This window comes from Acidisoma cellulosilyticum (assembly GCF_020621385.1).
GTDB classification, from domain to species: domain Bacteria; phylum Pseudomonadota; class Alphaproteobacteria; order Acetobacterales; family Acetobacteraceae; genus Acidisoma; species Acidisoma cellulosilyticum.
Genome location: NZ_JAESVA010000001.1, coordinates 170,733 through 194,306 on the forward strand (window position 1 = coordinate 170,733; position 23,574 = coordinate 194,306).

The following is a 23,574-nucleotide window of genomic DNA, read 5'->3' on the forward strand; positions in this document are numbered from 1 at the left end:
AAAAAATCGAGCTCCTGTCGATCACATCCGAATTCTTTCCGCTCATCAAAACAGGCGGATTGGCGGATGTGGCCGGCGCCCTGCCCGCCGCCCTCGCCCCGGAAGGGGTCAATGTCACGACGCTTCTGCCCGGCTATCCCGCGGTCATGAAAGCGTTGCAGGAGGGTGAGCCGGTTCATGAGGTCAGCGACCTTTTCGGCGGCCCAGCCTGGCTATGGCGTGGGCGATGCGGCAAGGCACCGCTGATCGTTATCGACGCGCCGCATCTGTTCGACCGGCCCGGCAACCCCTATCTAGACGCCAGCGGGCGCGACTGGCCGGACAATCCGCAGCGCTTCGCGGCCCTTGCTTATACCGGCGCCGCGATCGCGCGCGGGCTGATGCCAGGCTATCTGCCCGATGTCGTGCATGGGCATGACTGGCAGGCCGGGTTGATGCCGGCCTATCTGCATTTCAGCGGTGATGCGGCGGATGCCGGCACAACGCGGCCGCCGAGCGTGATGACCGTTCATAACCTCGCCTTTCAGGGCCTATGCGATCCCGGTCTGCTCGGTGCGCTACGCCTGCCGCCACAGGCTTTCTCGATTCAGGGTGTGGAATATTTCGGCCGCATCAGCTTTCTGAAGGCTGGGTTGCGGTTGGCCAATCACGTCACCACCGTCTCTCCCACCTATGCGCGCGAAATCTGTACGCCCGAAGGCGGTATGGGTTTGGACGGATTGCTGCGCGGCCGCGGTACGGCCTTGAGCGGCATTCTGAACGGTATCGACACGGATGTCTGGAACCCGGAAACCGACGCCGCTCTGCCGCAGCGCTTTTCAGAGGGGAGGCTGAACGACCGCACTGCCAACAAGGCAGCGCTCTGCGCCCGCTTCGGGCTGGAGCCGGACCGTCTGCTGTTCGGTATCGTCAGCCGCTTGACCACACAAAAGGGCCTGGACCTGCTGCCCGCGAGCCTGTCCACCCTGCGCGCCATCGGCGCGTCCGTCGTCGTTCTCGGCGCGGGCGCGCCAGAGCTGGAACGCGCCTATGCCCAGGCCGCGCGCCCCGGAGAGATGGGGCTGTTCCTGGGCTATGACGAAGCGCTGGCACATCTGATCTATGCTGGCACGGACGCGTTGCTGATCCCGTCGCGCTTCGAGCCCTGCGGCCTGACCCAGCTTTGCGCCATGCGCTATGGCTGCCTGCCGGTGGTGACGCGCGTCGGCGGCCTTGCCGATACGGTGATCGACGCGAATGAGGCCGCCATCGGCGCCGGTGTCGCGACGGGCTTCCAGATGGACCATACGGATAGCGCCAGCCTCGACCTCGCTTTGCGGCGCGTCGCCCATGTCTGGGGCGATCGCACAGCCTGGGAGAGGATGCAACGCAACGCGTTGACGGCCGAAGTCGGCTGGAGCCGCTCGGCCGCTCGTTACGCCGAGCTCTATCGCGGGCTTGTCGCATAGAGCGTTTCCTGTTCGCTTACGCTCACAGATACCGCTCTAGATTATTGTTTTTGCGAGCATCTTCACACAGTCAGATGGTTCCATCTGACTGTGATCTGCTCTAACTCGGCTTTCGTGCGGGCAGGAACAGACGCGCCCAGGCCCAGACACGACCGATGCCTGCCACCCCCAGAAGGATCGCGCCCCAAAGTGCCAGGCTGAGGAACTGACTGACGTTCAGCAGATTGGCGGCGGTCGAGACGAGTTGCAGGACGATCAGCGACATCACCAGACCGCTGACCTTGCCGAAGCCGCCCGCCGGGTCGATGCCGCCCAACACAGCGGCCAGGATGGTGATGAGCAGGTAGCTCTCGCCGTAAGCGGCATTGGCCGAGTTGAACCGCGCCATCATGAGCAGTCCGGCGACCGCCGAAAGCAGCGCCGACAGCAGATAGACGCGTACCAAAACCCGCCGCGTATCGATGCCGGAATAGCGCACGGCTTGAAGGTTGGAGCCGAGCATCGTCACCCTTTGGCCGAAAGGCGTGCGGGTCAACAGCACGCCCATAGGGATGGCGATGACCGCAAAGACGAGCAGCACCACCGGCACGCCGAGGATGGAGCCATTGCCGATAAAGACCATAAAGGGTGGGAAGCCCGCGATGACCCCGCCATGGGTGAGGCCGACCGCAATGCCCTTCACCATCGTCATGGTGCCAAGCGTCGCCAGAATGGGCGAGACGCCCAGATAGGCGATGACCGTACCGTTGAGGAGACCGACCATCGCGGCGACACCGAAGGCCGCGACCAGTGCCGCGATATGCCAAAGCAAGACGCTGGCGTCTGAACCACTGACGCCGAAATGGGTGAAGACAAAGGCGGCGGCGAGCGCGGACAGATTGGCCGTCGCGATAATCGACAGATCGAGCCCGCCTGAGAGCAGCGGTACCATCATGGCAAGCGAAAAAATGGCAAGCTCCGGCAGCTGAAACGCCATGGAACGAATGGCAGCGCCATTGAACAGCCGATGGCCAAGCAGCACCCCGAACAGAAACATCAGCAACAGGAACAGGACCGTGAGGCGCAGAAGCACCGGGCCCGGCTTCCAGAGCCGAGCCGCAGCCGCCCTTGCCGGCGGCGCGGTATAAGTCACCATGCTCGGCTTACTCATGCCATCACCCGTCTGACGCCAGCGCGCTGCCGCTGACGTTCCAGCGCCAATGCGCTCACGGCGATGAGAATAACGGCGCCGGTGAAGCATTCGGACCAATAGGATTGCACGCCAAGCAGCAGTAGACCGTTCTGCAGGAACGCCAGCAGCATGACGCCCAGAATGGTGCCGAAAACCGTGCCGACACCCCCCGTGAGGCTGGCGCCGCCCAGCACGACCGCTGCCAGCACATCCAGCTCTCGCCCGACCAGCGCATTGGGCGAGACCGATTGCGCGTCCTGCGCCTGGACCAGCGAGGCCATGCCCGCGACGAAACCCATATAGCCGTAAACGAGAAGATTGAGCCGGAAGACCTTGATGCCGACGCGCTGCGCCGCATCCTTGTTGCTGCCCAGCGCATAGATCTGCCGTCCGATATTGGTGCGCGTCAGCAACAGCGCCGTCAGCACAAAGGCGGCAATCAGCCCGATCATCTGTAGGTTGAAGATATAAGGGTTGCCCTGCTTGTCGGTATAGACGACCCAGTTGGCGCCATTCACGAACCAGTCGGGCAGCGCGAAAATCTCATTCCCATGCGTCACGAACATCAATAGCCCGAAGAAGACATTCAGCGTCGCGATGGTGACGATGATGCTGGAAAGGCCGAGCGTGCCGATAAGAACGGCGTTGATCAGGCCACAAGCAATACCGACGACAGCGCAGATCAGAATCACTTCGATCCAGCCGATGTGATATTGGTTGGCGATCGTCATCGCGACATATTGCGCGACCGAGGCGGAGGCGGTGAAGGAGATATCGATGCCGCCGGAAATCAGCACCACCAGAAGGCCGGCCGCCAGCATGCCTGAGAAGGAATAGGAGGTCAGCAGATCGATCATATTCTGCAGGCTGAGGAAGGACTTTGTCGCCAGCGACAGAAAGATCACCAGCGCCAGCACCACAAGCAGCAGCTTGCCCTCATGACTATGCAGAAGACGCTTGGACAGGTCAGGCATCGATCGCCTCCCGCAGAGAGGTTTCGGAGAGTTGCGCCGGATGGAACTCCCCCTTCACGCGCCCGCCCTGCATGACCAGGATGCGATGCGCGTGATAGAGCACTTCCGGGATTTCGTCGGAGATCATCATCACGGCCATGCCTTCCGCCGCGAGACGTTTAACGATGGCATAGATGCCGTCCTTGGCATTGATGTCGACACCGACGGTCGGGCTGTCGAGAATGAGCACGCGCGGCTGGGTCGCCAGCCATTTGGCGATGACGACGCGTTGCTGATTGCCGCCCGAAAGCGTGCGGACCGGATTCTCGGGGTCCGAGACCTTGATGCCCAATTGCTCGATCCCTTGCCACACGGCGCTGCGCGTTCGGTCCCCGCTGAGAAGCCCGGCAGCGCCCGTGAGTTTGTCGAGCGTGGACAGCACGATATTCGACGCAATCGGCTGTTCCAGCACCAGGCCCAGCGACAGCCGGTCTTCCGAAACATAGGCGATGCCGTGGTCGATCGCCGCGCGATTGGACGTAAGGCTGACGGGCGCGCCGTCCAACCTTATCTGCCCGCGATCCGGTGGCCTCATGCCAAAAAGGGAAAGAGCCAATTCCGTGCGGCCGGAGCCGAGCAACCCGATGACGCCAAGGATTTCCCCTTGCCGAATGTCGAAATTGATATCCTCGAAATCCCCGCGCCGTGACAGACCTCGCACCGAGAGCATGACGGGCGCGGCCGACAGATCCGGCACGACGACCTTGTAGTCGAATTCATGACCGGTCATGAGCGTGCCGAGCCGCCTGGGCGTCATATCCTTCGCGTCCCAGGTGCCGAGCTTGCGACCGTCACGCAGCACCGTCACGCGCTCGGCAATCTCCATCACCTCATCCAGCCGATGGCTGACAAAGACGACCGCGATGCCGCGACGCTTCAATTCCCGTGTGATGTCTAGCAGCGTATCGACTTCGGTACGGGTGAGCGAGGCCGTCGGTTCGTCCATGATGACGAGCCGCGCTTCCGCCGCCAGCGCGCGGCAGATGGCGACAAGCTGACGCTGTGCGATGGACAGTTCGCCGACCAGCGCGTCGAGATCGAGGGAAACGCCAAGCCGCGCAATGACGGCCTCCGCCTTAGCCCGCAGGCGCTGTTTGCCCGCCCCGCGCAAGCCCCGCAGATGCTGGGCGAAGGCGATATTCTCGGCGACCGTCAGATCGGGGAATAGTGACAGGTCCTGATAGATCACCTGAACGCCGATACGCGTACTCTCGGCCGGTGTCAGATGCGTATAGCGCTGACCGTCGATGACGATCTCTCCACCGGAATCGGGTGGTTGTACGCCGGAGATGATCTTGATCAAGGTCGATTTGCCGGAACCGTTCTCGCCCGCCAGGCAATGCACCTCTCCGGCGCTGATGGTCAGATCCACATCGGCCAGCGCCGTCACGCCGCCGAAATGCTTGGAAATTCGAGCCAGGTTAATGAAGTCAGGCATTCGCGGCCCCTTATTGTGTCGGCAATCGGCCGGTCACCGGACCAGCCGATTGCCTCATCTCACAGTCCGGTGGCGGCGATGGTGCTGTCGATATTCGCTTTATCGAATGTCAGAATGCGGTCGACGCTGATCAGCTTGTTGGCGGCATCGACCGTCGCTTTGCCCATGCCAGGAATTTCCATGCCGGTCTCAAACTTCGCGCCCTGCAACTGCAGGCTTGCGACCGCGACCATGGCATAGCCGGCGTCCTTCGGGCTCCAGAGGAAACCCTGGCGGATGACACCAGCTTCGATCAGCGGTTTCGCCTGGCTGGGAATGACCGTGCCGACGATGGAGATCTTCTTCTGCAGATGCCGCTGGCGCACGATATTGCCCGAGCCGATCGGCCCGTTGGAGCCGAATCCCAGAATGCCGCGCACATTCGGGTAGCCCTGCAGGACTTCACGCGTCACCTGCTCGGACGTGTCGATCTCATCCGCGCCGGGAAAACGTGAGGTCGCCAGCTTCATGTTGGGATAGTTCTTGAGCTGATAGGCGATGGCCGCATCCGCCCATTTGTTGTGAAGCGGCGTCGTCAGCGTGCCGACATAGATGACGTATTCACCCGTCTCTCCCATATCCTGGGCAAGCGCCTTCATCTGCATCTGACCGAAGGCAACCGAATCCAACAATTCCACATCCCAGGTGCGGCCGTCCTGATTGGGACCTTCCTGCGTGATGACAATAATGCCGGCCGCCTGGGCGCGGGCCAGCACCGGCGCCAGCACCTTCACGTCCAGCGGAACAAGGCCCAGCACATCGACCTTCTTCGCGATCTGGTCTTCCACCAGGCGCACCTGCTGCGCGGGGTCGACCGTGACCGGCCCGACCATGGTGGAATTGATATGAAACGTCTCGCCGCCCTCGATGAGGCCCTTCTGCATGAAGTTGAACCAGGGCACGCCCTGGATTTTCACGACAGTCGCCATCACCTTCTCGGTATCGGCGAAACCGCGTCTCGGCATGCCGGCCGCCGCGATCAGCCCACCGAGGACAAGCCCGCCCGCTTGGCGGCGACTAACGAAGGGATTGATGATTTTTGTCATTCTCGATGTCCTTTTTGGATCTTTTCGATTTTTCTAACTCTTAGGCGTTTTATGACTTGGTATGTCTATCAGCCAATGTGTGTCAGCTGTAGCGGCCGGCTTCCCCCTGTTCTGTCTGCGCATAATCTGCGTCTCTCAGCATAGCAAACCATAAACGTTTCAGAAGGGACAGAGCGTTCGCCCGCTCTGTTCTGATTTATTCCGCATAGGAGCGCGGGCAGATGCGCGGCTTGCCCGGCGACAGATGCGCGTTTGCGCAGCCCGCCTGCCAGCATGAGAGACTTGCCAGCGGCGCCGGACGCTCCCAAGCTCACCAAAAGACATGCGCCGAAGATAGCGCTACCGGAGAGGATGAGTGATGACCGCGAGCGACTATTTGCCCCAGGACCTGGACCAGGCGACGCTGATCGGCCGGGTGTTCGACCCTGCCGTGGGCGGCCCCTGCATCGTGCATCTGCGCGGCGACCAGCTGGCCGATATCACGGCCGCCGGCCCCACCGTCTCTGGCCTGCTGGAACGCGAAGACCTGTTGAGCGCGGTGCGCGAGGTCCCGGCAGCCCGCAGCTTCGCGCTGGACGATGTCCTCGCCAATAGCCTCGCCGGCCGGCTGGATGCGCCGCACTTGCTGGCGCCCTGTGATCTTCAAGCCGTCAAAGCCTGCGGCGTCACCTTCGCCCGCTCCATGCTGGAACGCGTCATCGAGGAGCGCGCGCGCGGTGATTATCGCGCCGCGGCGACCATTCGGGCGCAGATCGGCAATGCGATCGGTGGGCAGCTGCGCGATCTCAAGCCCGGATCGGAAGCCGCCGCCCGTGCGAAGACGATGCTGATGGAAGCGGGCTATTGGTCACAATATCTGGAAGTCGGCATCGGGCCGGATGCCGAGGTTTTCACCAAGGCGCCGGTCCTGGCCTCCGTCGGCCTTGGCGCCGAGATCGGCATTCTCAAAAAGTCGAGCTGGAACAACCCCGAGCCGGAGGCCGTGCTGGCCGTGAACAGCCGTGGCGCTATTCTGGGCGCGACGCTCGGCAATGACGTCAACCTGCGCGATATCGAAGGACGCAGCGCGCTGCTGCTGGGCAAGGCGAAGGACAATAACGCCTCCTCCACCATCGGCCCCTTCATTCGGCTATTCGACGAACATTTCACGCTCGATGATGTCCGTAAGCTTGAGATTACGCTGCGGGTGACGGGCGCGAGCGACGGCTATGTGCTGGAAGGTGCCAGTTCCATGAGCGAGATCAGTCGTGATCCGACCGAATTGGTCAGCCATGCCATCGGCGCTCATCACCATTATCCGGACGGGTTCGTGCTGTTCCTCGGCACGCTGTTTGCGCCGATCCAGGATCGCGACACGCCCGGCCAGGGCTTCACCCACAAGACCGGCGACCGGGTGGAAATCGCGGCGCCACAGCTGGGTAGACTGGTCAATACCGTCACCTATGCCGAAGACGCCGCACCCTGGACTTTCGGCATCGGCGCGCTGATGCGCAATCTGGCGGAGCGCAATCTGCTCGGCAAAAGCTGAGCAGATCGCGACCTCGTTTCGTTTATCTCAGCCCACGATCAGGCGGAGTGATCCATCAAACTCCGTCTGATGCCGAAGCTGGCCGTACGCCTTATCCCACACCCCCTGCTGCAGATCCGCGGTCAGGCGCGTGACGAAAGCCTCCTCATAGCCGGGGTCGACGAAGCTCCAGGCCGAATTGGATTTGCGCGCGCCTGGGTCGAGCAGCGCTTCCGGACGGCCGTAATAGGCTTCGCTGAAACCGTCGGTGCAGTCGAAGGGAATAGGCATCGGGATGATGCGGGCATCAGCGCCCAGAGCGGCAGTCAGCACATCCATGGCCGGATAGCGCCGCGCCTCCACCGCGATCATCTCCGGTGCGTAATCCGCGAGCCAAGACCGATGCAGCGCCGCCGGATCGCAGCTAAGGACAAGCACAGGGCCGCGCGTCACGCGCCGCATCTCAGCCAGGCCCTTCTGCAAATCTTGCCATTGATGCACGGAAAAGGTCGCCATGCTGGCGTCGAAGGATGCGTCGGCGAAGGGCAAAGCTTCAGCCGTTGCGTCAATCGCCGTCGCCAGATGCACCGGCCGCTGCGCCCGCATGGCGGCGGAAGGTTCCACTGGCGTCACCGCCCGCGTCGCGGGCTCGTAGGACCCGGCGCCGGCGCCGACATTCAGCACTGTCCGCGCGTCCCCCAGCGCGACTTCGATGAAAGCCGCGATGCGCGGATCCGGCTGACGGTAGGACCGGTAATGGGTGCCTATGACCCCATAATTCGCGTCACCTGCGCTGCCATCCTCATGCCGGTTCATCATGGCCCCGTCTCCTATCGATCCTGCGACTGACGCCAGCCCTACACCTGTGCGCAAAAGCCGATTAGAAGGAGATTTCTCCCATTACCTGTCAGTTTTTCTCACACGATCATGCGCAAACTCCCTCCGCTCTCCGCCCTCCGCGTTTTTGAAGTCGCCGCCCGCACAAGCAGTTATGTGGAGGCAGGGGCCGAACTGGGCCTGACCCATGGCGCCGTCAGCCGCCAGATTACAGCGTTGGAGACATGGCTCGGCCAGCGCCTGTTCGTGCGCATCGGCCGGCGGATGGTGGCGACCCAGGCGGCGCGTGCCTTCGCGATGGAGATCAGCCGGTCCTTCGACCGCATCATGGTCGCAGCCGATGCCTGCGGCCGCCCTTCCGCGCGGCGCGTGCTGCGGGTCAGCGCACCGACAACCTTCGCGATGCGACGGCTGATCCCCCGATTGGAGCATTTCCAAGCCACCTGGCCGGATGTGGAGATCAATGTGACGACGGTCACAATCGTGCAGGAGGAGTTGCGGCGCGGCTTCGATGTCGCGATCCGGCGCGGATCGGAGGCGGAAGCCTGGCCGCAGCACCATGCGGTGGAAGTGCTTGAGGAATACGACACTGTTATCGCGAGCCCGGCTTTTCTGGCGGAACACGGTATCCGCTCGCCGCAGGATATTCTCGACAAGCCGCTGATCGCAACGGAAACCCGGCCAAGGGACTGGGCGGATTGGCTGAATGCCGCCGGCCTGCCGCACCCGACTGGGCGGCGGCAGGTTTTTGATCATTTCTTCATCTCCCTGCAGGCGATCGGCGACGGGTTCGGCCTTGGTATCGGCGCTTTTCCGTTGATCGAGCGCGAGGTCGCTCTGGGACGGCTGTCGACACCCTTCCCCGACATCCGCGTTCCCCGCCGGGGCTATGTGGCGCTGATTCCCTTCGATGCCGATAAGTCACCGGCGTTGACCGGCTTCGTGGAATGGCTGGTCGCAGAAGGAAAAACGTGAATTGGCTAAAGCAGTTTTTGCAATAGCGCGAACAATAGACGGCTTTCCTCCGCCGTCAGCGGGGCCAGGGTTTCCCGCGTGATGGCAGCAGCGGCGGCGAGGTTGCGCTCCGTCATCGCCTGACCTTCCGCTGTCAGATCAACCAGAAGCTTGCGTCGGTCATCAGCGTCGGGCGTGCGGATGACAAGGCCGCGGGCTTCCAGCCTGTCCACCGTGCCTTTGACGGTGGCGGCATCCATGCAGACCGCCCGGCCGAGGGCCGATTGCGATGTGCGGCCGATTTCATTGAGCTTGGCCAGCGCTGCCCATTGCATCGGCGTCAGACCATCTCCAATGCGCTCGGCGAAAATCCCGGTATGCCGCTGGGTCACCTGACGGAACAGAAAACCGATCTGCTCATCCAGCACATAGGCCCGGTCGATCACGTCCGCTGACATGCTAACGCAACCCGTCCTGGCCGATGATATCGGCCGCCGCCAGACCGCCGACACGAGCGAGCGGCCTTCCGCTATCCGTCACCACGACCGCGACCAGAATCTCATTCGCGCGCGGGGCGTCCGCGATGCTGACCTCCATGGCGTCGAAATGGCTGCGCACATAGGCAGCGTTGCGATGGCCGAGCGGCACGTCGATCACCGTCCCCATCGTCCCGCGCTTCTTGGCCGAAGGCACCAATGCAACGCCGCCGCCCAGCACGTTCCGCATCGGCGCACCCAGCTTAGGGTGGAGGATGGCGGCCGCGTGTTCGATCTCCCCCGCCTCCCCCACCACGGCCGCCTTGCCGTAGCTCTCGGCTGCGTCCGGCGCGATGCCGAGCGCCGCGACCGCACGTTGCGTCAGCAGTGCGCCCAATTCAGCACCGATCTCGATCAGCGGTGACAGATCGGCCGTAAACTGCCCCGCAAAGGGATTGGCGATGACGGCGATGGCCGCCGCGCGACGTGTCGGTGGATTTATCGTCTCACCCATCTCGACCAGGATTTCATCGGTGATGGTGACAATCTTGCGGATGGCAAGCGTGCTCATCGCAACCCGTCCTGGCCCTTGATGTCATCGGCCGCCAGGCCACCGACACGGGCGTGGATGCGCGCGCCCGTTGTCATGACAAGGACGAGCGCCAGTTCATCGGCACGCGGACCGTCCGGCACGCCGACTTCCATCGCGTCGAAATGGCTGCGGACATAGGATGCGTTGATATGGGTCACCGGAATATCAAGCCGCGTGCCGGGACCGCCAACCTTCTTGGCCGAGGGCACGATGGCCTTCGCGTCGCCCAGCACCGCCCGCATGGCATAGCCGCCCGGCACATGCCAAAGGGCGCCATGCTCCAGTTCCCCGGCCGCGCCCACGATGGCGCCCTTGCCATAGCCTTGCACGGCCTTAGGGTCGCCGCCGAGGGCCTTGACCAGCGCCTGCGCCATCTCCACGCCCAACGGCTCCAGGGTTTTCATGAAGAAGGAAATCTCCTCGACGTAGCGCCCGGCAAAAGGATTGGCAATGACGCTGATCGCCGCCGCGCGGCGTAGCGGAATCGCGGCAACCGGGCCGCCTTCGTGGAAGATCTCCTCGACCGTCAGCAGGCGCTTGCGCAATTCGATATCAGCCATGGTTCGTTTCCCTTGTCACGCAGGTCTCGCCCTGCAGATGCAAAGCGGCCCGTTCGATCAATCCCTCGGCGCAGAGCCTATCGGCCATCGCCACACCGCCCGCCAGTGCTTCTGTTTTCTCGGCCAGCGACAAAACCCCGACGTCGCGGGTAACCAGACTATCACCCAGGTCGCTGTCGGGCTGAATCCTATTGGCGGGCAAGCGCTGAACGAGCGGATGGTGCGGCAGATCGACCGCATTGGCGATGACGGTCGCAGCCGCATCCGCCATCGCAGCGGTGCGCGCCAGCACGGTGACGGCATCCGCGATACCGAGCGAAAAGCTGCGACCGTGACGGCCGCTGGTGGCCAGACCGCGCGCGGTATCCTCATGCGTCAGCGTAAAGCGGCCGAAAAGATCAATGCCGCCCAGTTCCGGCTTCGTCACCATGCCAATGGCCAGGGACCGGCCGGGCGATAGATGGAGCGCGATGTCGCCGCCATTATTCACCGCCGCCCGGTCGAGCGGCCCGGCTTCGAGCATGGCCGCCAAGATTTCCTCCGCCACCGCGCCCGCGACGGCCGCCATGGGCGTGATGAAGCCATATACGGCGAGTGGCTCGACCGCCGCCCGCATCCGGCATGCGATCATGCCTGTGGGCCTAGCCGTTTCAGGTGTCACGCCCTGCCGCAGTAAGGGCAATTCGGCGCAAAGCTCATCCAGCACCGTCACGAAACGTGCCTGCGCCGCGCGATAGGCTTGTTCCACGGCATCCGTGCCGCCCTCGGCCATGATGACAAGGTCGATCGGCCCGTCCTGCAAGTGCAGGCGTGGCAAGCCGCTTGCCGCTGTCTGCGGCATGAGCCGCGCTACCGCACGGCCAGCCATCGTCAGTGCTTTGTCATCGGCAAAAGCGGCCAAGGATTCTCCGACATCTGCGGTGCGAAGCGATGCGGGGTGGCGGTGTCAAGCGCGCTCGCCTGTTTGACATGATCCATATAGCCGCCCATGGCCGCGTAATCGGCGAGCGGCAGGGTGAATTCGATGGGGGCTACCAAGGCCGGCGTAGGCACATAGCCGAAGGCATTGTCCGGCAGTTTCAGGACATCGACCATGAAGGTTATGCCGCCGCCGGGCCAAAGATAGACCGGCGCACCGCCACAGGTCAGCCGCGTGATGCTGCGCCCGACCGATTGCGTCAGCCGCACGGGATTATCCGTGACACCAGCGCGCAGAGACCCGCCGGCCCCGCCGATAAACAGCACGCTGCAAAGTGCCGGCTCGCAATTCTCCGCGATACGCTCGACCGATTCCTGAAGCTCAGGCGGCATCTCCTGCTGCACAGGGCGGAGATCATTGTCCAACACGTAATAGCCGTAATGCTCGCCCGTCGTGCTGACCATCAGCATGCGGATACCGGCCCGCGCATGTTTGGCGTCGAAAGGATCGAGAATGGACAGCGGGTCCGAAATATCGGTGCCGCCCCAACCTGTGCCGGGATGCGCCACCTGAAAATAGCGGCCGGGGGTGGAGCGGCGGCCGCGCATGCGAATGCCCGTCGGTTGCACGCCCAGCAACTTGCCGCCCTGATGCTCGGACAATACCCCGGTGATATGATCATCGACGACGACGACCTCATCGACCTTGCCCAGCCATTGCGGCGCGAAGATGCCGATGGTGGCGGAACCGCAGCCGACGCGCATGCGCGTTTCCATCACATCATTGACGATGGGCGCTTTTCCAGCCTGAACGATCACCGTCGCGCCGTCATCGATGGTGAGTTCCACGGCCTGCTTATTGGACAAAGCGAGCAGCGTATCGCAGGTGACGCGGCCTTCCTTCTTGCCGCCGCCGGTCAGATGTCCGACACCGCCGAGGGAGAGCATCTGCGACCCGTATTCCCCGGTCGTGACATGGCCGATGGGCTCACCCTTCGCGCGCACGATCGACCGCTCATTGCCCAGATGCCGGTCGGTGTCGATCTTGATTTTGACACCGCAATAGCTGAACACGCCTTCGGTGACGACGGTCACCATATCGACGCCGTCGACATCGGTCGCCACGATGAAGGGCGCGGGCTTGTAGTCCGGATAGGTCGTACCAGCCCCGATGGCGGTGACGAACGTATCCGCGCCGCGCACCAATCTGCCGTCCCAATCCTCGGTCGGCTGAAGCGAGACCATGGGCGTGCCGTGCGCGTGGGCCGCTTCCAGCAACACGAGCGGATCGACACGCACCAGCAGGCCATCGGCATTGGCATAGCGGTCACAGGCACCGGCAAGGCCTGGGCGAATATTGCACATGACCGGACAGGCATCGCAGCGAATGGTGGCGGTAGGATCAGCCATCTTTTTGTTCCTCACGGACCAGCATGGAAGGCGGTTGCGCGAAGGCGGGAAATCGTTTTGTCCAGATCAGCCCATTCCGGCTGACCGGGTGCATATTGGCGACGCAGGAAGCGCACCAGATCGGCAATCTGGCTATCCGACAATACCGGCCCGAAACCCGGCATGGGGCCGAGATTGGCGACGGCCGGCTTCGGCACACCGCCCAGAATGGTGCGGATCAGATTATCCGGACTGGCACTTTGCAGATTGCTGTTGAAAGCAAGGTTGGGCTTCACGCCAAACAGCGGCGGCGCGGTGGGCGCGTGGCAGACCGCGCAAGCGCCCTGAAAGATGCGTCCGCCCGGACCGGCCGAGGGCAGCATCGCGCCGGCATTGCGCGCGTCCGCAGTGTCAATCGCCACTTTCTCAGCCTCGACTGACACCGGCGGCAGATCGCTTGCCAGATAATGCGCCATCGCGCGCAAGTCGCTGTCGGGCAGGGCCTGCAATTCATGAATGACCGGCGCCATGGGACCGGCCGCCGGGCCATGCAACGGCGAGAAACCGGTGCGGAGATAGGTGAAAAGCTCGCCCTCGCTCCAGGGGATCGGCGCGCGGGACAAGCTGGACAAGGCCGGCGCTTCCCAGCCTTCCGCCACACCGCCCGCATAGCGCTGGCTCGCGATTTCAGCGCCCAGCGCATTGCGCGGCGTATGGCAGCTGCTGCAATGGCCCAGGCCTTCGACCAGATAGGCGCCCCGGTTCCAATCCGCGCTGCGCGCCGGGTCCGGCTGATAGGCGCCGGTCTTAAGATAAAGCGCGTTCCAGCCCGCCATCAGCGGCCGGATATTCATCGGAAAGGCGAGCTTGTTCGCCGGTATTGTCGCGACAACCGGCGTCTGCGCCATCAGGTAGGCGTAGATCGCTTCAAGGTCTTCATCTGTGGTCTTGGTGAAATGGTCATAGGGAAAGACAGGGTAAAGGTGCTGGCCATCCTGGCCGATGCCCTGCCGCATGGCGCGTTTGAAGGCATCGAAGGACCAGGTGCCGATGCCGGTTTGCACGTCCGGCGTCAGATTGGTGCTGAAGATGGTGCCGAAGGGCGTTTCCAGCGGCAGACCGCCGGCCATCGGCTGCCCGCCTTCCGCCGTGTGGCAGACGGCGCAATCTCCGAGTGCGGCGAGCATCTTCCCACGCGCGATGGTCGAAGCCGAATAGAGCGTAGGGTCCGGTCCCGCGATCGGCGCCATCGCGCTGCGGATGGGCAAGGCCAGCGTGCCGATGCCCACGAGCCCGGCAAGGCCAAGGCCGAGCCCAGCCCAAAGCCCGCGCTTCTTCGCCGGCGGCGGCGCGGGCAGAGCCATCGGTGCCGGCGGTGACGTGATACCCGCCGCTTCCAGACCGGCGCGCACACGTTCCGGCGTGAACGGCAATTCCCGAAAGCGCACGCCAGTCGCGTCATAGATGGCATTGGCTATGGCGGCGGCGCTGGGGACGGAGGCCGATTCGCCGACGCCAAGCGGCGGCTCCTGCTGTCTGTCCATCATCAGCACATCGATGGGCGGAATCTCGGGGAAGGTGATCATGGGGTAGCCGCCCCATTCCTTCGTCTCCACCGCGATCTGGTTGAAGGTTACCTCCTCCTTCAGCACACGGCTGATGGATTGGATGACATTGCCGTGGATCTGATGCTGCACCCCGGCAGGGTTGATCATCAGCCCGGAATCCTGACCGACCGTTATCTTTGTCAGGGCAACGTCGCCGGTCGTCTTATTGACCTCGACATCGGCGACCCAGGCGGACCAGGCCGCCGGCACGCCGGGGAACTGGCCATGGACGTAAACGGCATAGGCAAAACCGCGGCCGCGCAGAATGTCACCCTCACCGCCGAGCGTCCCGGGTTCGGTATGCGGCACCCAATCGACCCGATCCGCCATGGCCTTGACCAGATCGACGGCACGCGGGTCATGCAGATAACGCAACCGGTATGCGATCGGATCGACTTTCGCGACGGACGCCGCCTCGTCGATCCAGCTTTCATGCGCGAAGGAATTCGGCATGGATGACACGCCGCGCAGCCAGGACGCGCGGACAATGGGCGCCATGTCATGCGCCGTCGCCCGCAAGGCGCCATAGCTGTAGGGCGGGATCGCCGTGCGGTCGCCCATGGTGAAGACCATCGGCACGGGCGGTATGACGCCGGTCAGAAGTGACGCTAATAATGGCGCGCCGTTGGACGGGTAACGGACGGAAAAGTCGTAGGACGCGACATCGCCCGCCGCATCCAGCCCACCGCGCACCTCCATGAGCTGCGCGGTACCCTTCGGCTCCCAGGCCGTTTCCTGCTCGCGCGTCAATTGCACACGCACCGGGCGGCCGACCGCGCGGGACAACAAGGCCGCGTCTCCACCGACATCGTCGGCGCAATTGCGGCCGTAGCAGCCGGCGGCCTGCAGACGAATGATGTCGATCTGGCCCTCGTCCATGCCCATGAGCTTCGCCAGATCGGCGCGCAGCATATGCGGGTTCTGCGTGCCGGACCACAGCGTCAGCTTATCAGCGCGAAAGTCCGCGACGGTGCAGGAAGGCCCGATGGACCCATGCAGGTGATAGGGCCAGACATAGGTGCGGTCCATCGGCTGTGCCACGGCCGCGCGCACAGCCTCCACATCGCCGCGATGGCTGAGTTCGCGCGGCGTGCTCGGGTTTTCCCGCAGCGCGGTCGGGATATCGGTGAGGTCCCGCAGATGCGGAATGGGCTTCCAGGTCACGCGCAAACGTTCGGCCGCGCGGGCCGCCTGCTCCTCCCGCTCTGCCACGATGCCGATGAAATCACCGATGACGACCACGGCCAGGATACCGGGCAGATCGGCGATGGATGACTGGTCGACGCCGATCAGGCTGGTGCCGACGAAATCGCCGACATCGACGCCGGCATAGGGCGGACGCACCACATGGCCGTGCAGCATGTCCGGCACGCGAACGTCATGCACATAGACCAACCCACCGGTCGCCTTGGCCGGCAAATCGACGCGCGCCGCCTTCTGTCCGACGACGCGATAGTCGGCCACAGGCTTGAGCGGCGCTTCCGGATCGATCCGCAGGATGATGCGGTCATCCCCGATCAGATCGCCGTAGGAGAGCGCGCGATTATCCGGCACAGGCGGCGTGACGACGCCATCGGTGATGCTGAGGTCGCTGACCGGGACAGCAAGCCGTTCAGCCGCACGGGCCAGAAGCGCGGCCCTGGCCGTGGCCGCAGCCCGCGCCAAAGGCTTGGCGCTGATCTGGATGGTTTCCGACGCGATCGTCGGTCCCTGGTTGGGCGTGCGCTCGGTATCGCCCAGCACCACTGTCACGCGCGGAAAAGCGACGTCCAATTCCTCTGCCACGATCTGGCCGAGCGCGGTGCCGATGCCGGTGCCGAGATCGACATGGCCGTTAAAGGCCGTGACCCGACCGTCCCCCGACACGATGACGAAGATTTCGACGTCATCCGGGGAAGTCGCGCCCAGCTTGTCGCGGACCACGGCAAGCTGACTGCCGGTCGCCAGATAATCCGCGGTGGTGCGCGGCTCCGTCATGGCGCCATCATCTGCATCGCGCGTTTCGCCGCGCGGAGAATTTCGACATGAGCGCCGCAGCGGCAAAGATTATAGCGCAGCGCCTCGGTGATGGTCGCGTCACTCGGCTGCGTCTCGCGCGCGAGCAAGGCCGCCACCGTCATGATCATGCCGTTGAGGCAATAGCCGCATTGCGCGCCTTCCTCCGCAATGAAGGCCGCCTGCACCGGATGCGGCTTCTCTGGCGTGCCGAGTCCTTCCAAGGTGGTGATCTCCCGCCCCTCCACCAGCCCCACGGGCAAGCAGCAGGCGCGGGCGGCAACATCGTCGACAAGCACCGTGCAGGCACCACATTCGCCGAGACCACAGCCGTATTTAGGGCCATTCAGGCCAAGGTCGTTGCGCAGGATGAAGAGAAGCGGCGTATCCTCCGCGAGGGTGAGCGCATGCTGCCCGCCATTGACGCGCAGCGTCACCGACCGCATGGCCAGCGACCCTTGCTACCCTGCGATCCTGTCCCGCTGCCCTGCCGCATGGCCTAGCCTATACCCGATCGTTTGTATGCATACGATCATGGGTCGAGGCTCAGGCGGGTGTCAATGAGTTTCGGGCAGTTTGACGGCAGGGACAGTGCGTTGCGTCAGCCCACCATACGAAAGCCGACGACCAGCAGGACGGCCGCCAGGGCGACACGCAACGCGCGGTCCGGCATTTTGGTCGACCACAGGCTGCCCAGGATGACGCCGGGAATGGAGCCGAGCAGCAAGGTTCCGACGAGGTCGAAATTGACGTCGCCCAGCCACCAATGCCCGGCACCGGCCAGAAGCGTCAGCGGCACGGCATGGGCAATGTCAGAACCGACGATCCGCGCCGGCTGCAGTTTGGGATAAAGCACGATCAGCGCCGTGACGCCGATGGCGCCGGCCCCGACCGAGGTCAGCGTCACCATGACGCCGAGCACGGCGCCGGTCAGCACTGTAAAGAGCAGGCGTTGCCGCTCTCCGATCTCCCCCAGCGTGCTGGAGAAGAGACGCGTCACCTGGGACTGAAAGATGACGAAGCAAGCGGTAATGACAAGAACCACGCCCAACGCGTCATTGAGGAAATGCGAATTGGTATGCGTCACGCCGAAGAAGGCGCAGGCGAGGATCGTGAGCACGGTCATCGGTGCGCTGCCAGCAGCAAGCCGGCCGACGATCCGCCAATCGACGCTGCCGCGGAAACCATGCACGCTGGTGCCGACCGCCTTGGTCGTCGCGGCATAAAGAAGATCGCTGCCGACCGCCGTCGACGGGTGGATGCCGAAGAGAAGGATCAGCAGCGGCGTCATCAAGGAACCGCCGCCGACCCCAGTCAGGCCAACCAGGATGCCGACAAAGAAACCCGACAAAGTATGGGTGAACGAAAAAGACATTCGAATTACGAATCCTCATGCCGGAAACGGACAGCAACCGACCCGAAGGCCGGTTGCATCATCACTATTCTGCTGCCGTAAAGGCGCGAAGCGTCAAACCCCCGCCGCACCATGAGCGACGAAATGGGGGTTGCGGAAATCCAGCTTGCCATAGACGAAGGGCCCGCCATCGACGGTGGTGACACCGCCGCCGGCGGCGGCCAGCACCGCATGACCCGCCGCGATATCCCATTCCATGGTCGTGCCAAGCCGCGGATAGAGATCGGCCTCACCCCGCGCGATAAGGCAGAGCTTCAGCGAACTGCCGGCGGCACGAAAAGCAGCGACCTTGCGGTCTTTGAGGAAAGCCTCCATCGCACTTGCGTCACCATGAGAGCGGGAGCCGACGACCGTCTCCCCTTCCTGCGGCGGGCGTCGGCAAAGGATCTTCCGCTCACCGTTCGCGTCAACCAGATAGGCCTCGCCTTCGGTACCAGCATAGGTCTCCCCCAATGCCGGGGCGACCACGACACCGAGCACTGGGCGGCCATCCGCAATGAGCGCGATATTGACCGTGAACTCGCCATTGCCGCTCAGGAACTCTTTGGTGCCGTCCAACGGATCCACGAGCCAGAAACGCGCGCCGACGCTTGCCGGCCCGATGCCCTGCGCGACCTCCTCCTCCGAGACCACAGGGATCTCGGGCGTAAGGGCGCGCAGCGCGGGCAGAATCACCGCCTCCGCTGCCTCATCCGCCAGCGTCACCGGGCTGCCATCGGCCTTTTCCCGCACGCCCGCCTTGTCGCCATAGAAAGCGAGCGTGGCGCGCCCGGCTTCCTCGGCCAAGGGTCGGATGGCAGCGAGCAGTTCCGTCAGCGACAGCACCTCGCTCACAGGCCGGCGCCGCGCAGCAGGCCACGCTGCTCCAGCGCATCGATGATCTGAGCCGCCGCCTGTTCCGGCGTCAGCGCCGTGGTGTCGAGCCGGATTTCCGGATCCTCGGGCGCTTCATAGGGGCTTGAGATCCCGGTGAAGTTCTTGATCTCGCCGCGACGGGCCTTTTTGTAGAGGCCCTTCGGATCACGCTCCTCAGCGACCGCCAGCGGCGTATCGATGAAGACTTCCAGGAATTCGCCCTCGGGCAGCAGTTCACGCGCCATCTGCCGCTCCGAACGGAAAGGCGAGATGAAGGAGACGAGCACGATAAGGCCGGCATCCGTCATAAGACGCGCCACCTCACCGACACGGCGGATATTCTCGACACGGTCGCCGTCGGTGAAGCCGAGATCGCGGTTCAGACGGTGACGCACATTGTCGCCGTCCAGCATCGTGGAATGCTTGCCGAGTTCAAACAGACGACGCTCCACGATATTCGCGATGGTCGACTTGCCCGCGCCAGACAGGCCAGTGAACCAGAGCACGAAGGCCTTCTGATCCTTCTGCCCGGCTCTGGCCGCACGGTCGACCTCCATCGCCTGCCAGTGGATGTTCTGGGCACGACGCAGCGCGAAGTGAATGGTGCCGGCGGCGACCGTCTCATTCGTGAAGCGATCGATCAGGATGAAACCACCGGTCTGGCGGTTCTTGTCATAGGCGTCGAAGGCAACCGGCTGGGCGAGGCTAAGGTTGCAAAGGCCGATCTCATTCATCGCCAATTGCTTGGAGGCCACCTGCTCCAGCGTATTCACATTGACCTTATGCTTGAGCGCGGTGACGGACGCGACGACGGTCTTGGCGCCGAGCTTAAGCAAATAGCTGCGGCCGGGCAGCATTGCCGTCTCGTTCATCCAGACGATGGTGACTTCGAACTGATCGGAAACCTCGATCGGGTCATCCACCCCCGTCAGGACATCGCCACGGCTGCAATCGACCTCATCTTCGAGGGAGATCGTGACCGACTGGCCGGCGACCGCGAAGGGCATGTCGCCGTCGAGGAAGACGCGCGAGACTTGGCTTTCGCGGCCCGAGGGCATGACCCGCACGACATCGCCCGGCTTCACGGAGCCAGCCGCGATGAGGCCGGAAAAACCGCGGAAATCCTGGTTCGGCCGGTTCACCCACTGCACGGGCATGCGGAAAGCCGCGGTGCGATCGACGGTCTTGGTCTCAACCGTCTCCAGATGGCTGAGCAGCGGCTGGCCCATATACCAAGGCGTATTGCCGCTCTTTTCAGTGATATTGTCGCCGGCCAGAGCCGACATCGGGATCGCGACGATATTCTCGAGCGACAGGCCGCTCGCGAAATTCATGTAGTCGCCCAGGATGCGGTTGAAGACATCCTGGCTGTAATTGACCAGATCCATCTTGTTGATGGCGAGCACGACATTGCGGATACCGACGAGCGAGGCGAGATAGGAATGGCGCCGCGTCTGCGTCAACACGCCACGGCGCGCATCGATCAGGATGATAGCGACATCGGCGGTCGAAGCGCCGGTCACCATGTTGCGGGTATACTGCTCATGGCCGGGCGTATCGGCGACGATGAACTTGCGCTTTTCGGTGGCGAAGAAGCGGTAAGCGACGTCGATGGTGATGCCCTGCTCGCGTTCCGCGGCAAGACCGTCCACTAGCAGCGCGAAGTCGATATTCTGACCCTGCGTGCCCATCTTTTTGGAATCGGCTTCAAGCGCCGCGAGCTGATCCTCGAAGATCATCCGGCTGTCATACAGAAGACGGCCGATCAGGGTCGATTTGCCGTCATCGACGGAACCGCAGGTGATGAAGCGCAGCAAGCTCTTCTGCTCATGCTGCTTGAGATAGGCCTCGATATCGGTCGAGAGCAGGTCGTTCTGGGCGTCCATCAGAAGTAACCCTCCTGCTTCTTCTTTTCCATACTCGCGGCGCTGTCCTTGTCGATGGCGCGGCCCTGGCGCTCGCTCGTGGTGGTGAGCAGCATTTCCTGGATGATCTCGGGCAAGGTATCAGCCTCGCTCTCGACCGCGCCGGTCAGCGGATAGCAGCCGAGGGTGCGGAAGCGGATGCTTTTCATCTCGGGCTTCTGGCCGTCGGGGATGCGCATACGCTCGTCATCGACCATGACGGTCATGCCATTATACTCAACCACCGGCCGCTTCGCGGCGTAGTAGAGCGGCACGATCGGGATGCTTTCCTTATAGATATACTGCCAGATATCGAGCTCGGTCCAATTGGAGAGCGGGAAGACGCGGATCGTCTCGCCCTTGTTCTTGCGGGTATTGTAAAGGTTCCAAAGCTCCGGCCGCTGGCTTTTCGGGTCCCAGCGATGGCCGGGGGAACGGAAGGAGAAGATACGCTCCTTGGCGCGGCTTTTTTCCTCGTCACGGCGCGCGCCGCCGAAGGCCACATCATAGCCGAAATGGTCAAGCGCCGCCTTCAGCGCCTCAGTCTTCATGATGTCGGTATAAGCGCCACCATGATCGAATGGGTTGATCCCGCGCGCGATCCCGTCCTGATTGATCCATTCATGGAGTTCGAGACCGAGATCCTTCACGCGCTGGTCGCGGAAGCCGATCATCTCATGGAATTTCCAGGTCGTATTGACATGGAGCAAGGGGAAAGGCGGCTTGCCAGGCGCGAAAGCCTTCATCGCCAGATGCAGCATCACCGCGCTGTCCTTGCCGATGGAATAGAGCATGACGGGTCGCTCGGCCTCGGCCGCCACTTCCCGCATGATATGGATGCTTTCGGCCTCGAGACGCTGCAAATGGGTCAGGTCCGGCGCCGCCAGAATCGCCTCATCAACGGCGTTCGGCATGGTCTTCTCCCAGAGATCAGGTCGCAGATGGTGACGGGGGATGCCGGTGAACTCCTCCACCTTCAGCACCAGGTCGGCCGGGATCTCACGATCGCCATTGACCCATTGACTGACCGCGCCCTCACTCCGCCCGACCGCTTCCGCGATCTCGCGCTGACGTTTGCCGCTACGGCGAAAGAGGGTCTTAAGGTCGGCCATGGCGGGAGTTTAGCTAAACTAAAGTTTGAAGGCAAGGCACTTCACTAATCCAGGCCCATAAAACTCCCGAGCCGCTCACCCTTCGATGTATTTCACGCTACTACCCAGTGAAACTGTGCCGCGAAAAATGCCGTTTCCATTCCATGTTACCGGGTCAGAACTATAATAATATCCGGATACAACCCAGACGGCACCCGCGCTGAACACTCTGCATGCATTACTGCGATACATTGCTATTTCGAGATTTGCATTTTGGATTTCAATCTCCTTGACATTGCTATCTCCAAAAAAGACGAATTCCTCAGCAAAACAACCATGCTCGATGTAGCTAAACCCTCTTATTGTGATTTTCGGAGAAAAGGCTGAAAAGCAAAAAACATTCTTTAGTCCGATTGTCTCGCAATGACAGTCGACCCTAAGCATCGTATGCCCATTTGGCCCAGAAAAAATAACAAAGGCAAACTGCCCTTTGGTCGTTGCATAGCATCTAATGAAATCATGCCGAGTTGTATCGCCCAGCCAGACAGGCACTCCACCAGCCAAATGCCGAAAATCACAATTTACAAAAATATTTTCGTTGAAACTTCCATCTCTGTTTGGCACTAGCGACATATTTATATATTTTGATTTTATATCAAAATGATTTAAACCGTCCTGAACAAGACAATAGCCTTGAGGGTAGTTATTCGTCAGATAAACATGCTCGAAGCTGCTTGTTTCCGCACCTTTGTTATACAAACTGGCTTTCGAAAACGCGCCGAGAATTTTTACATTCGTCAGATGATGATCATCCGCTACATCAAGCGTCACGCGTCCAATCTGCAAGCCAACACTAGGCAATACATCGGAATCCGACAGAAGCGTCAGATCATTAATCGTAAGCCAGCGCGCGCCCAAAGCATCGATTATTGGCTCACCCTCACAGCGACCTAGGACCACCGATCCCTGGCCATCGATAACCGTATTAATATTGCGTAGCATCGTCAAATTGACGCTGCTACGCACAGCGTAAACTCCGGTCGGAAACAGCAATCGACAGCCCAGGCTGAAGCCGTCTAACTGCAGGTGAACACGACGGATTTCCTCTATGGCCTTGTTAATTGCCGAAGCATCATCCGTCACGCCATCGCCAACTGCGCCAAACTGCTTCACGTCAACCGTCTTGAGCCTGCTGGCCACCTCCGTCGCGTTGCCCGCTCTCACAGATCCAATCTCTGCAAACGCAACCCCAACCGATGAAATTGACGCCAGCGACAAATTGCGCCGTGACAGTATTCTATTCATATTTATTTTCCATCA

20 protein-coding genes are annotated in these 23,574 nt (G+C 62.4%); 3 read left to right on the forward strand and 17 right to left on the reverse strand.

The genetic code is table 11. The features are described 5' to 3' along the window. The first annotated feature begins 5 nt into the window (after positions 1-5). Positions 6-1,448 (forward strand): glycogen synthase GlgA, encoded by a 1,443-nt coding sequence (gene glgA, locus ACELLULO517_RS00770; RefSeq protein ID WP_227306039.1) that lies wholly within the window; start codon positions 6-8, stop codon positions 1,446-1,448. Between the two features lie 100 nt (positions 1,449-1,548). Here glgA and ACELLULO517_RS00775 read toward each other — a convergent pair whose 3' ends face one another. The 4 genes from ACELLULO517_RS00775 to ACELLULO517_RS00790 are packed head-to-tail and all read right to left on the reverse strand — an operon-like array spanning position 1,549 to position 6,155. Beyond that, entirely contained in the window at positions 1,549-2,598 is a 1,050-nt protein-coding gene (locus tag ACELLULO517_RS00775; RefSeq protein ID WP_227304734.1) for an ABC transporter permease, read from the reverse strand. Then, positions 2,595-3,593 carry an ABC transporter permease gene (locus ACELLULO517_RS00780; protein WP_227304736.1) on the reverse strand — a complete coding sequence of 333 codons (999 nt, stop codon included), beginning with the start codon at positions 3,591-3,593 and terminating at the stop codon, positions 2,595-2,597. Before ACELLULO517_RS00780 ends, ACELLULO517_RS00775 begins: the two co-directional genes overlap by 4 nt. Continuing rightward, the gene (locus ACELLULO517_RS00785) at positions 3,586-5,070 is read right to left on the reverse strand and encodes a sugar ABC transporter ATP-binding protein (protein WP_227304739.1); all 1,485 of its coding nucleotides are present in this window, start codon (positions 5,068-5,070) and stop codon (positions 3,586-3,588) included. Before ACELLULO517_RS00785 ends, ACELLULO517_RS00780 begins: the two co-directional genes overlap by 8 nt. A 59-nt stretch (positions 5,071-5,129) precedes the next feature. Then, positions 5,130-6,155 (reverse strand): substrate-binding domain-containing protein, encoded by a 1,026-nt coding sequence (locus ACELLULO517_RS00790; RefSeq protein WP_227304742.1) that lies wholly within the window; start codon positions 6,153-6,155, stop codon positions 5,130-5,132. Positions 6,156-6,513: 358 nt separating this feature from the next. Here ACELLULO517_RS00790 and ACELLULO517_RS00795 point away from each other — a divergent pair, with 358 nt between their 5' ends. Further along, the gene (locus ACELLULO517_RS00795) at positions 6,514-7,683 is read left to right on the forward strand and encodes a fumarylacetoacetate hydrolase family protein (protein WP_227304744.1); all 1,170 of its coding nucleotides are present in this window, start codon (positions 6,514-6,516) and stop codon (positions 7,681-7,683) included. Between the two features lie 27 nt (positions 7,684-7,710). Here ACELLULO517_RS00795 and ACELLULO517_RS00800 read toward each other — a convergent pair whose 3' ends face one another. Next, entirely contained in the window at positions 7,711-8,481 is a 771-nt protein-coding gene (locus ACELLULO517_RS00800; protein WP_227304761.1) for a class I SAM-dependent methyltransferase, read from the reverse strand. A gap of 108 nt (positions 8,482-8,589) precedes the next feature. Between ACELLULO517_RS00800 and ACELLULO517_RS00805 the strand changes: the two genes are divergently transcribed. Beyond that, a complete protein-coding gene (locus tag ACELLULO517_RS00805) occupies positions 8,590-9,474 on the forward strand; it encodes a LysR substrate-binding domain-containing protein (RefSeq protein WP_227304763.1) in 885 nt (294 codons plus the stop codon). A 5-nt stretch (positions 9,475-9,479) separates the two neighbouring features. On the opposite strand, the gene ACELLULO517_RS00810 is transcribed toward ACELLULO517_RS00805, so the two are convergent. The 12 genes from ACELLULO517_RS00810 to ACELLULO517_RS00870 all read right to left on the reverse strand — a co-directional run bounded on the left by ACELLULO517_RS00810 (position 9,480) and on the right by ACELLULO517_RS00870 (position 23,559). Beyond that, the gene (locus ACELLULO517_RS00810) at positions 9,480-9,911 is read right to left on the reverse strand and encodes a MarR family winged helix-turn-helix transcriptional regulator (RefSeq protein WP_227304765.1); all 432 of its coding nucleotides are present in this window, start codon (positions 9,909-9,911) and stop codon (positions 9,480-9,482) included. 1 nt (position 9,912) lies between these two features. Continuing rightward, positions 9,913-10,500, reverse strand: a complete 588-nt coding sequence (locus tag ACELLULO517_RS00815; protein ID WP_227304767.1) for an amino acid synthesis family protein — start codon at positions 10,498-10,500, stop codon at positions 9,913-9,915. After that, positions 10,497-11,081, reverse strand: coding sequence for an amino acid synthesis family protein (locus ACELLULO517_RS00820; protein ID WP_227304769.1), 585 nt, complete (start codon positions 11,079-11,081; stop codon positions 10,497-10,499). Before ACELLULO517_RS00820 ends, ACELLULO517_RS00815 begins: the two co-directional genes overlap by 4 nt. Next, on the reverse strand, positions 11,074-11,982 hold the full coding sequence (locus tag ACELLULO517_RS00825) for a UPF0280 family protein (protein WP_227304771.1): 909 nt from the start codon (positions 11,980-11,982) through the stop codon (positions 11,074-11,076). Before ACELLULO517_RS00825 ends, ACELLULO517_RS00820 begins: the two co-directional genes overlap by 8 nt. Then, positions 11,952-13,409: a 6-hydroxynicotinate reductase gene (locus tag ACELLULO517_RS00830; RefSeq protein ID WP_227304773.1), complete on the reverse strand. Its 1,458-nt coding sequence runs from the start codon at positions 13,407-13,409 to the stop codon at positions 11,952-11,954. The genes ACELLULO517_RS00825 and ACELLULO517_RS00830 overlap by 31 nt, the downstream gene beginning before the upstream one ends. An 11-nt stretch (positions 13,410-13,420) precedes the next feature. Next, on the reverse strand, positions 13,421-16,972 hold the full coding sequence (locus tag ACELLULO517_RS00835; RefSeq protein WP_227304775.1) for a molybdopterin cofactor-binding domain-containing protein: 3,552 nt from the start codon (positions 16,970-16,972) through the stop codon (positions 13,421-13,423). Continuing rightward, positions 16,969-17,436, reverse strand: a complete 468-nt coding sequence (locus tag ACELLULO517_RS00840) for a (2Fe-2S)-binding protein (protein WP_227304778.1) — start codon at positions 17,434-17,436, stop codon at positions 16,969-16,971. The genes ACELLULO517_RS00835 and ACELLULO517_RS00840 overlap by 4 nt, the downstream gene beginning before the upstream one ends. A 155-nt stretch (positions 17,437-17,591) precedes the next feature. Further along, complete coding sequence (locus tag ACELLULO517_RS00845) at positions 17,592-18,365, reverse strand: sulfite exporter TauE/SafE family protein (RefSeq protein ID WP_227304781.1); 774 nt, start codon at positions 18,363-18,365, stop codon at positions 17,592-17,594. A 93-nt stretch (positions 18,366-18,458) separates the two neighbouring features. Next, positions 18,459-19,238, reverse strand: coding sequence for a 3'(2'),5'-bisphosphate nucleotidase CysQ (gene cysQ, locus ACELLULO517_RS00850; protein ID WP_227304784.1), 780 nt, complete (start codon positions 19,236-19,238; stop codon positions 18,459-18,461). Next, positions 19,235-21,145: a sulfate adenylyltransferase subunit CysN gene (gene cysN / locus ACELLULO517_RS00855; protein WP_227304787.1), complete on the reverse strand. Its 1,911-nt coding sequence runs from the start codon at positions 21,143-21,145 to the stop codon at positions 19,235-19,237. Before cysN ends, cysQ begins: the two co-directional genes overlap by 4 nt. Further along, a complete protein-coding gene (gene cysD / locus ACELLULO517_RS00860) occupies positions 21,145-22,275 on the reverse strand; it encodes a sulfate adenylyltransferase subunit CysD (protein WP_406566219.1) in 1,131 nt (376 codons plus the stop codon). Before cysD ends, cysN begins: the two co-directional genes overlap by 1 nt. A gap of 75 nt (positions 22,276-22,350) precedes the next feature. Continuing rightward, a complete protein-coding gene (locus ACELLULO517_RS00870; protein WP_227304790.1) occupies positions 22,351-23,559 on the reverse strand; it encodes a glycoside hydrolase family 55 protein in 1,209 nt (402 codons plus the stop codon). Positions 23,560-23,574 lie beyond the last annotated feature (15 nt).

Coding starts and splice junctions, on each gene's coding strand:
- ACELLULO517_RS00775 (WP_227304734.1), bottom strand. CDS start 2,598: ATGAGTAAGCCGAGCATGGTGACTTATACCGCGCCGCCGGCAAGGGCG.
- ACELLULO517_RS00780 (WP_227304736.1), bottom strand. CDS start 3,593: ATGCCTGACCTGTCCAAGCGTCTTCTGCATAGTCATGAGGGCAAGCTG.
- ACELLULO517_RS00785 (WP_227304739.1), bottom strand. CDS start 5,070: ATGCCTGACTTCATTAACCTGGCTCGAATTTCCAAGCATTTCGGCGGC.
- ACELLULO517_RS00790 (WP_227304742.1), bottom strand. CDS start 6,155: ATGACAAAAATCATCAATCCCTTCGTTAGTCGCCGCCAAGCGGGCGGG.
- ACELLULO517_RS00795 (WP_227304744.1), top strand. CDS start 6,514: ATGACCGCGAGCGACTATTTGCCCCAGGACCTGGACCAGGCGACGCTG.
- ACELLULO517_RS00800 (WP_227304761.1), bottom strand. CDS start 8,481: ATGATGAACCGGCATGAGGATGGCAGCGCAGGTGACGCGAATTATGGG.
- ACELLULO517_RS00805 (WP_227304763.1), top strand. CDS start 8,590: ATGCGCAAACTCCCTCCGCTCTCCGCCCTCCGCGTTTTTGAAGTCGCC.
- ACELLULO517_RS00810 (WP_227304765.1), bottom strand. CDS start 9,911: ATGTCAGCGGACGTGATCGACCGGGCCTATGTGCTGGATGAGCAGATC.
- ACELLULO517_RS00815 (WP_227304767.1), bottom strand. CDS start 10,500: ATGAGCACGCTTGCCATCCGCAAGATTGTCACCATCACCGATGAAATC.
- ACELLULO517_RS00820 (WP_227304769.1), bottom strand. CDS start 11,081: ATGGCTGATATCGAATTGCGCAAGCGCCTGCTGACGGTCGAGGAGATC.
- ACELLULO517_RS00830 (WP_227304773.1), bottom strand. CDS start 13,409: ATGGCTGATCCTACCGCCACCATTCGCTGCGATGCCTGTCCGGTCATG.
- ACELLULO517_RS00835 (WP_227304775.1), bottom strand. CDS start 16,972: ATGACGGAGCCGCGCACCACCGCGGATTATCTGGCGACCGGCAGTCAG.
- ACELLULO517_RS00840 (WP_227304778.1), bottom strand. CDS start 17,436: ATGCGGTCGGTGACGCTGCGCGTCAATGGCGGGCAGCATGCGCTCACC.
- ACELLULO517_RS00845 (WP_227304781.1), bottom strand. CDS start 18,365: ATGTCTTTTTCGTTCACCCATACTTTGTCGGGTTTCTTTGTCGGCATC.
- cysN (WP_227304787.1), bottom strand. CDS start 21,145: ATGGACGCCCAGAACGACCTGCTCTCGACCGATATCGAGGCCTATCTC.
- cysD (WP_406566219.1), bottom strand. CDS start 22,275: ATGGCCGACCTTAAGACCCTCTTTCGCCGTAGCGGCAAACGTCAGCGC.
- ACELLULO517_RS00870 (WP_227304790.1), bottom strand. CDS start 23,559: ATGAATAGAATACTGTCACGGCGCAATTTGTCGCTGGCGTCAATTTCA.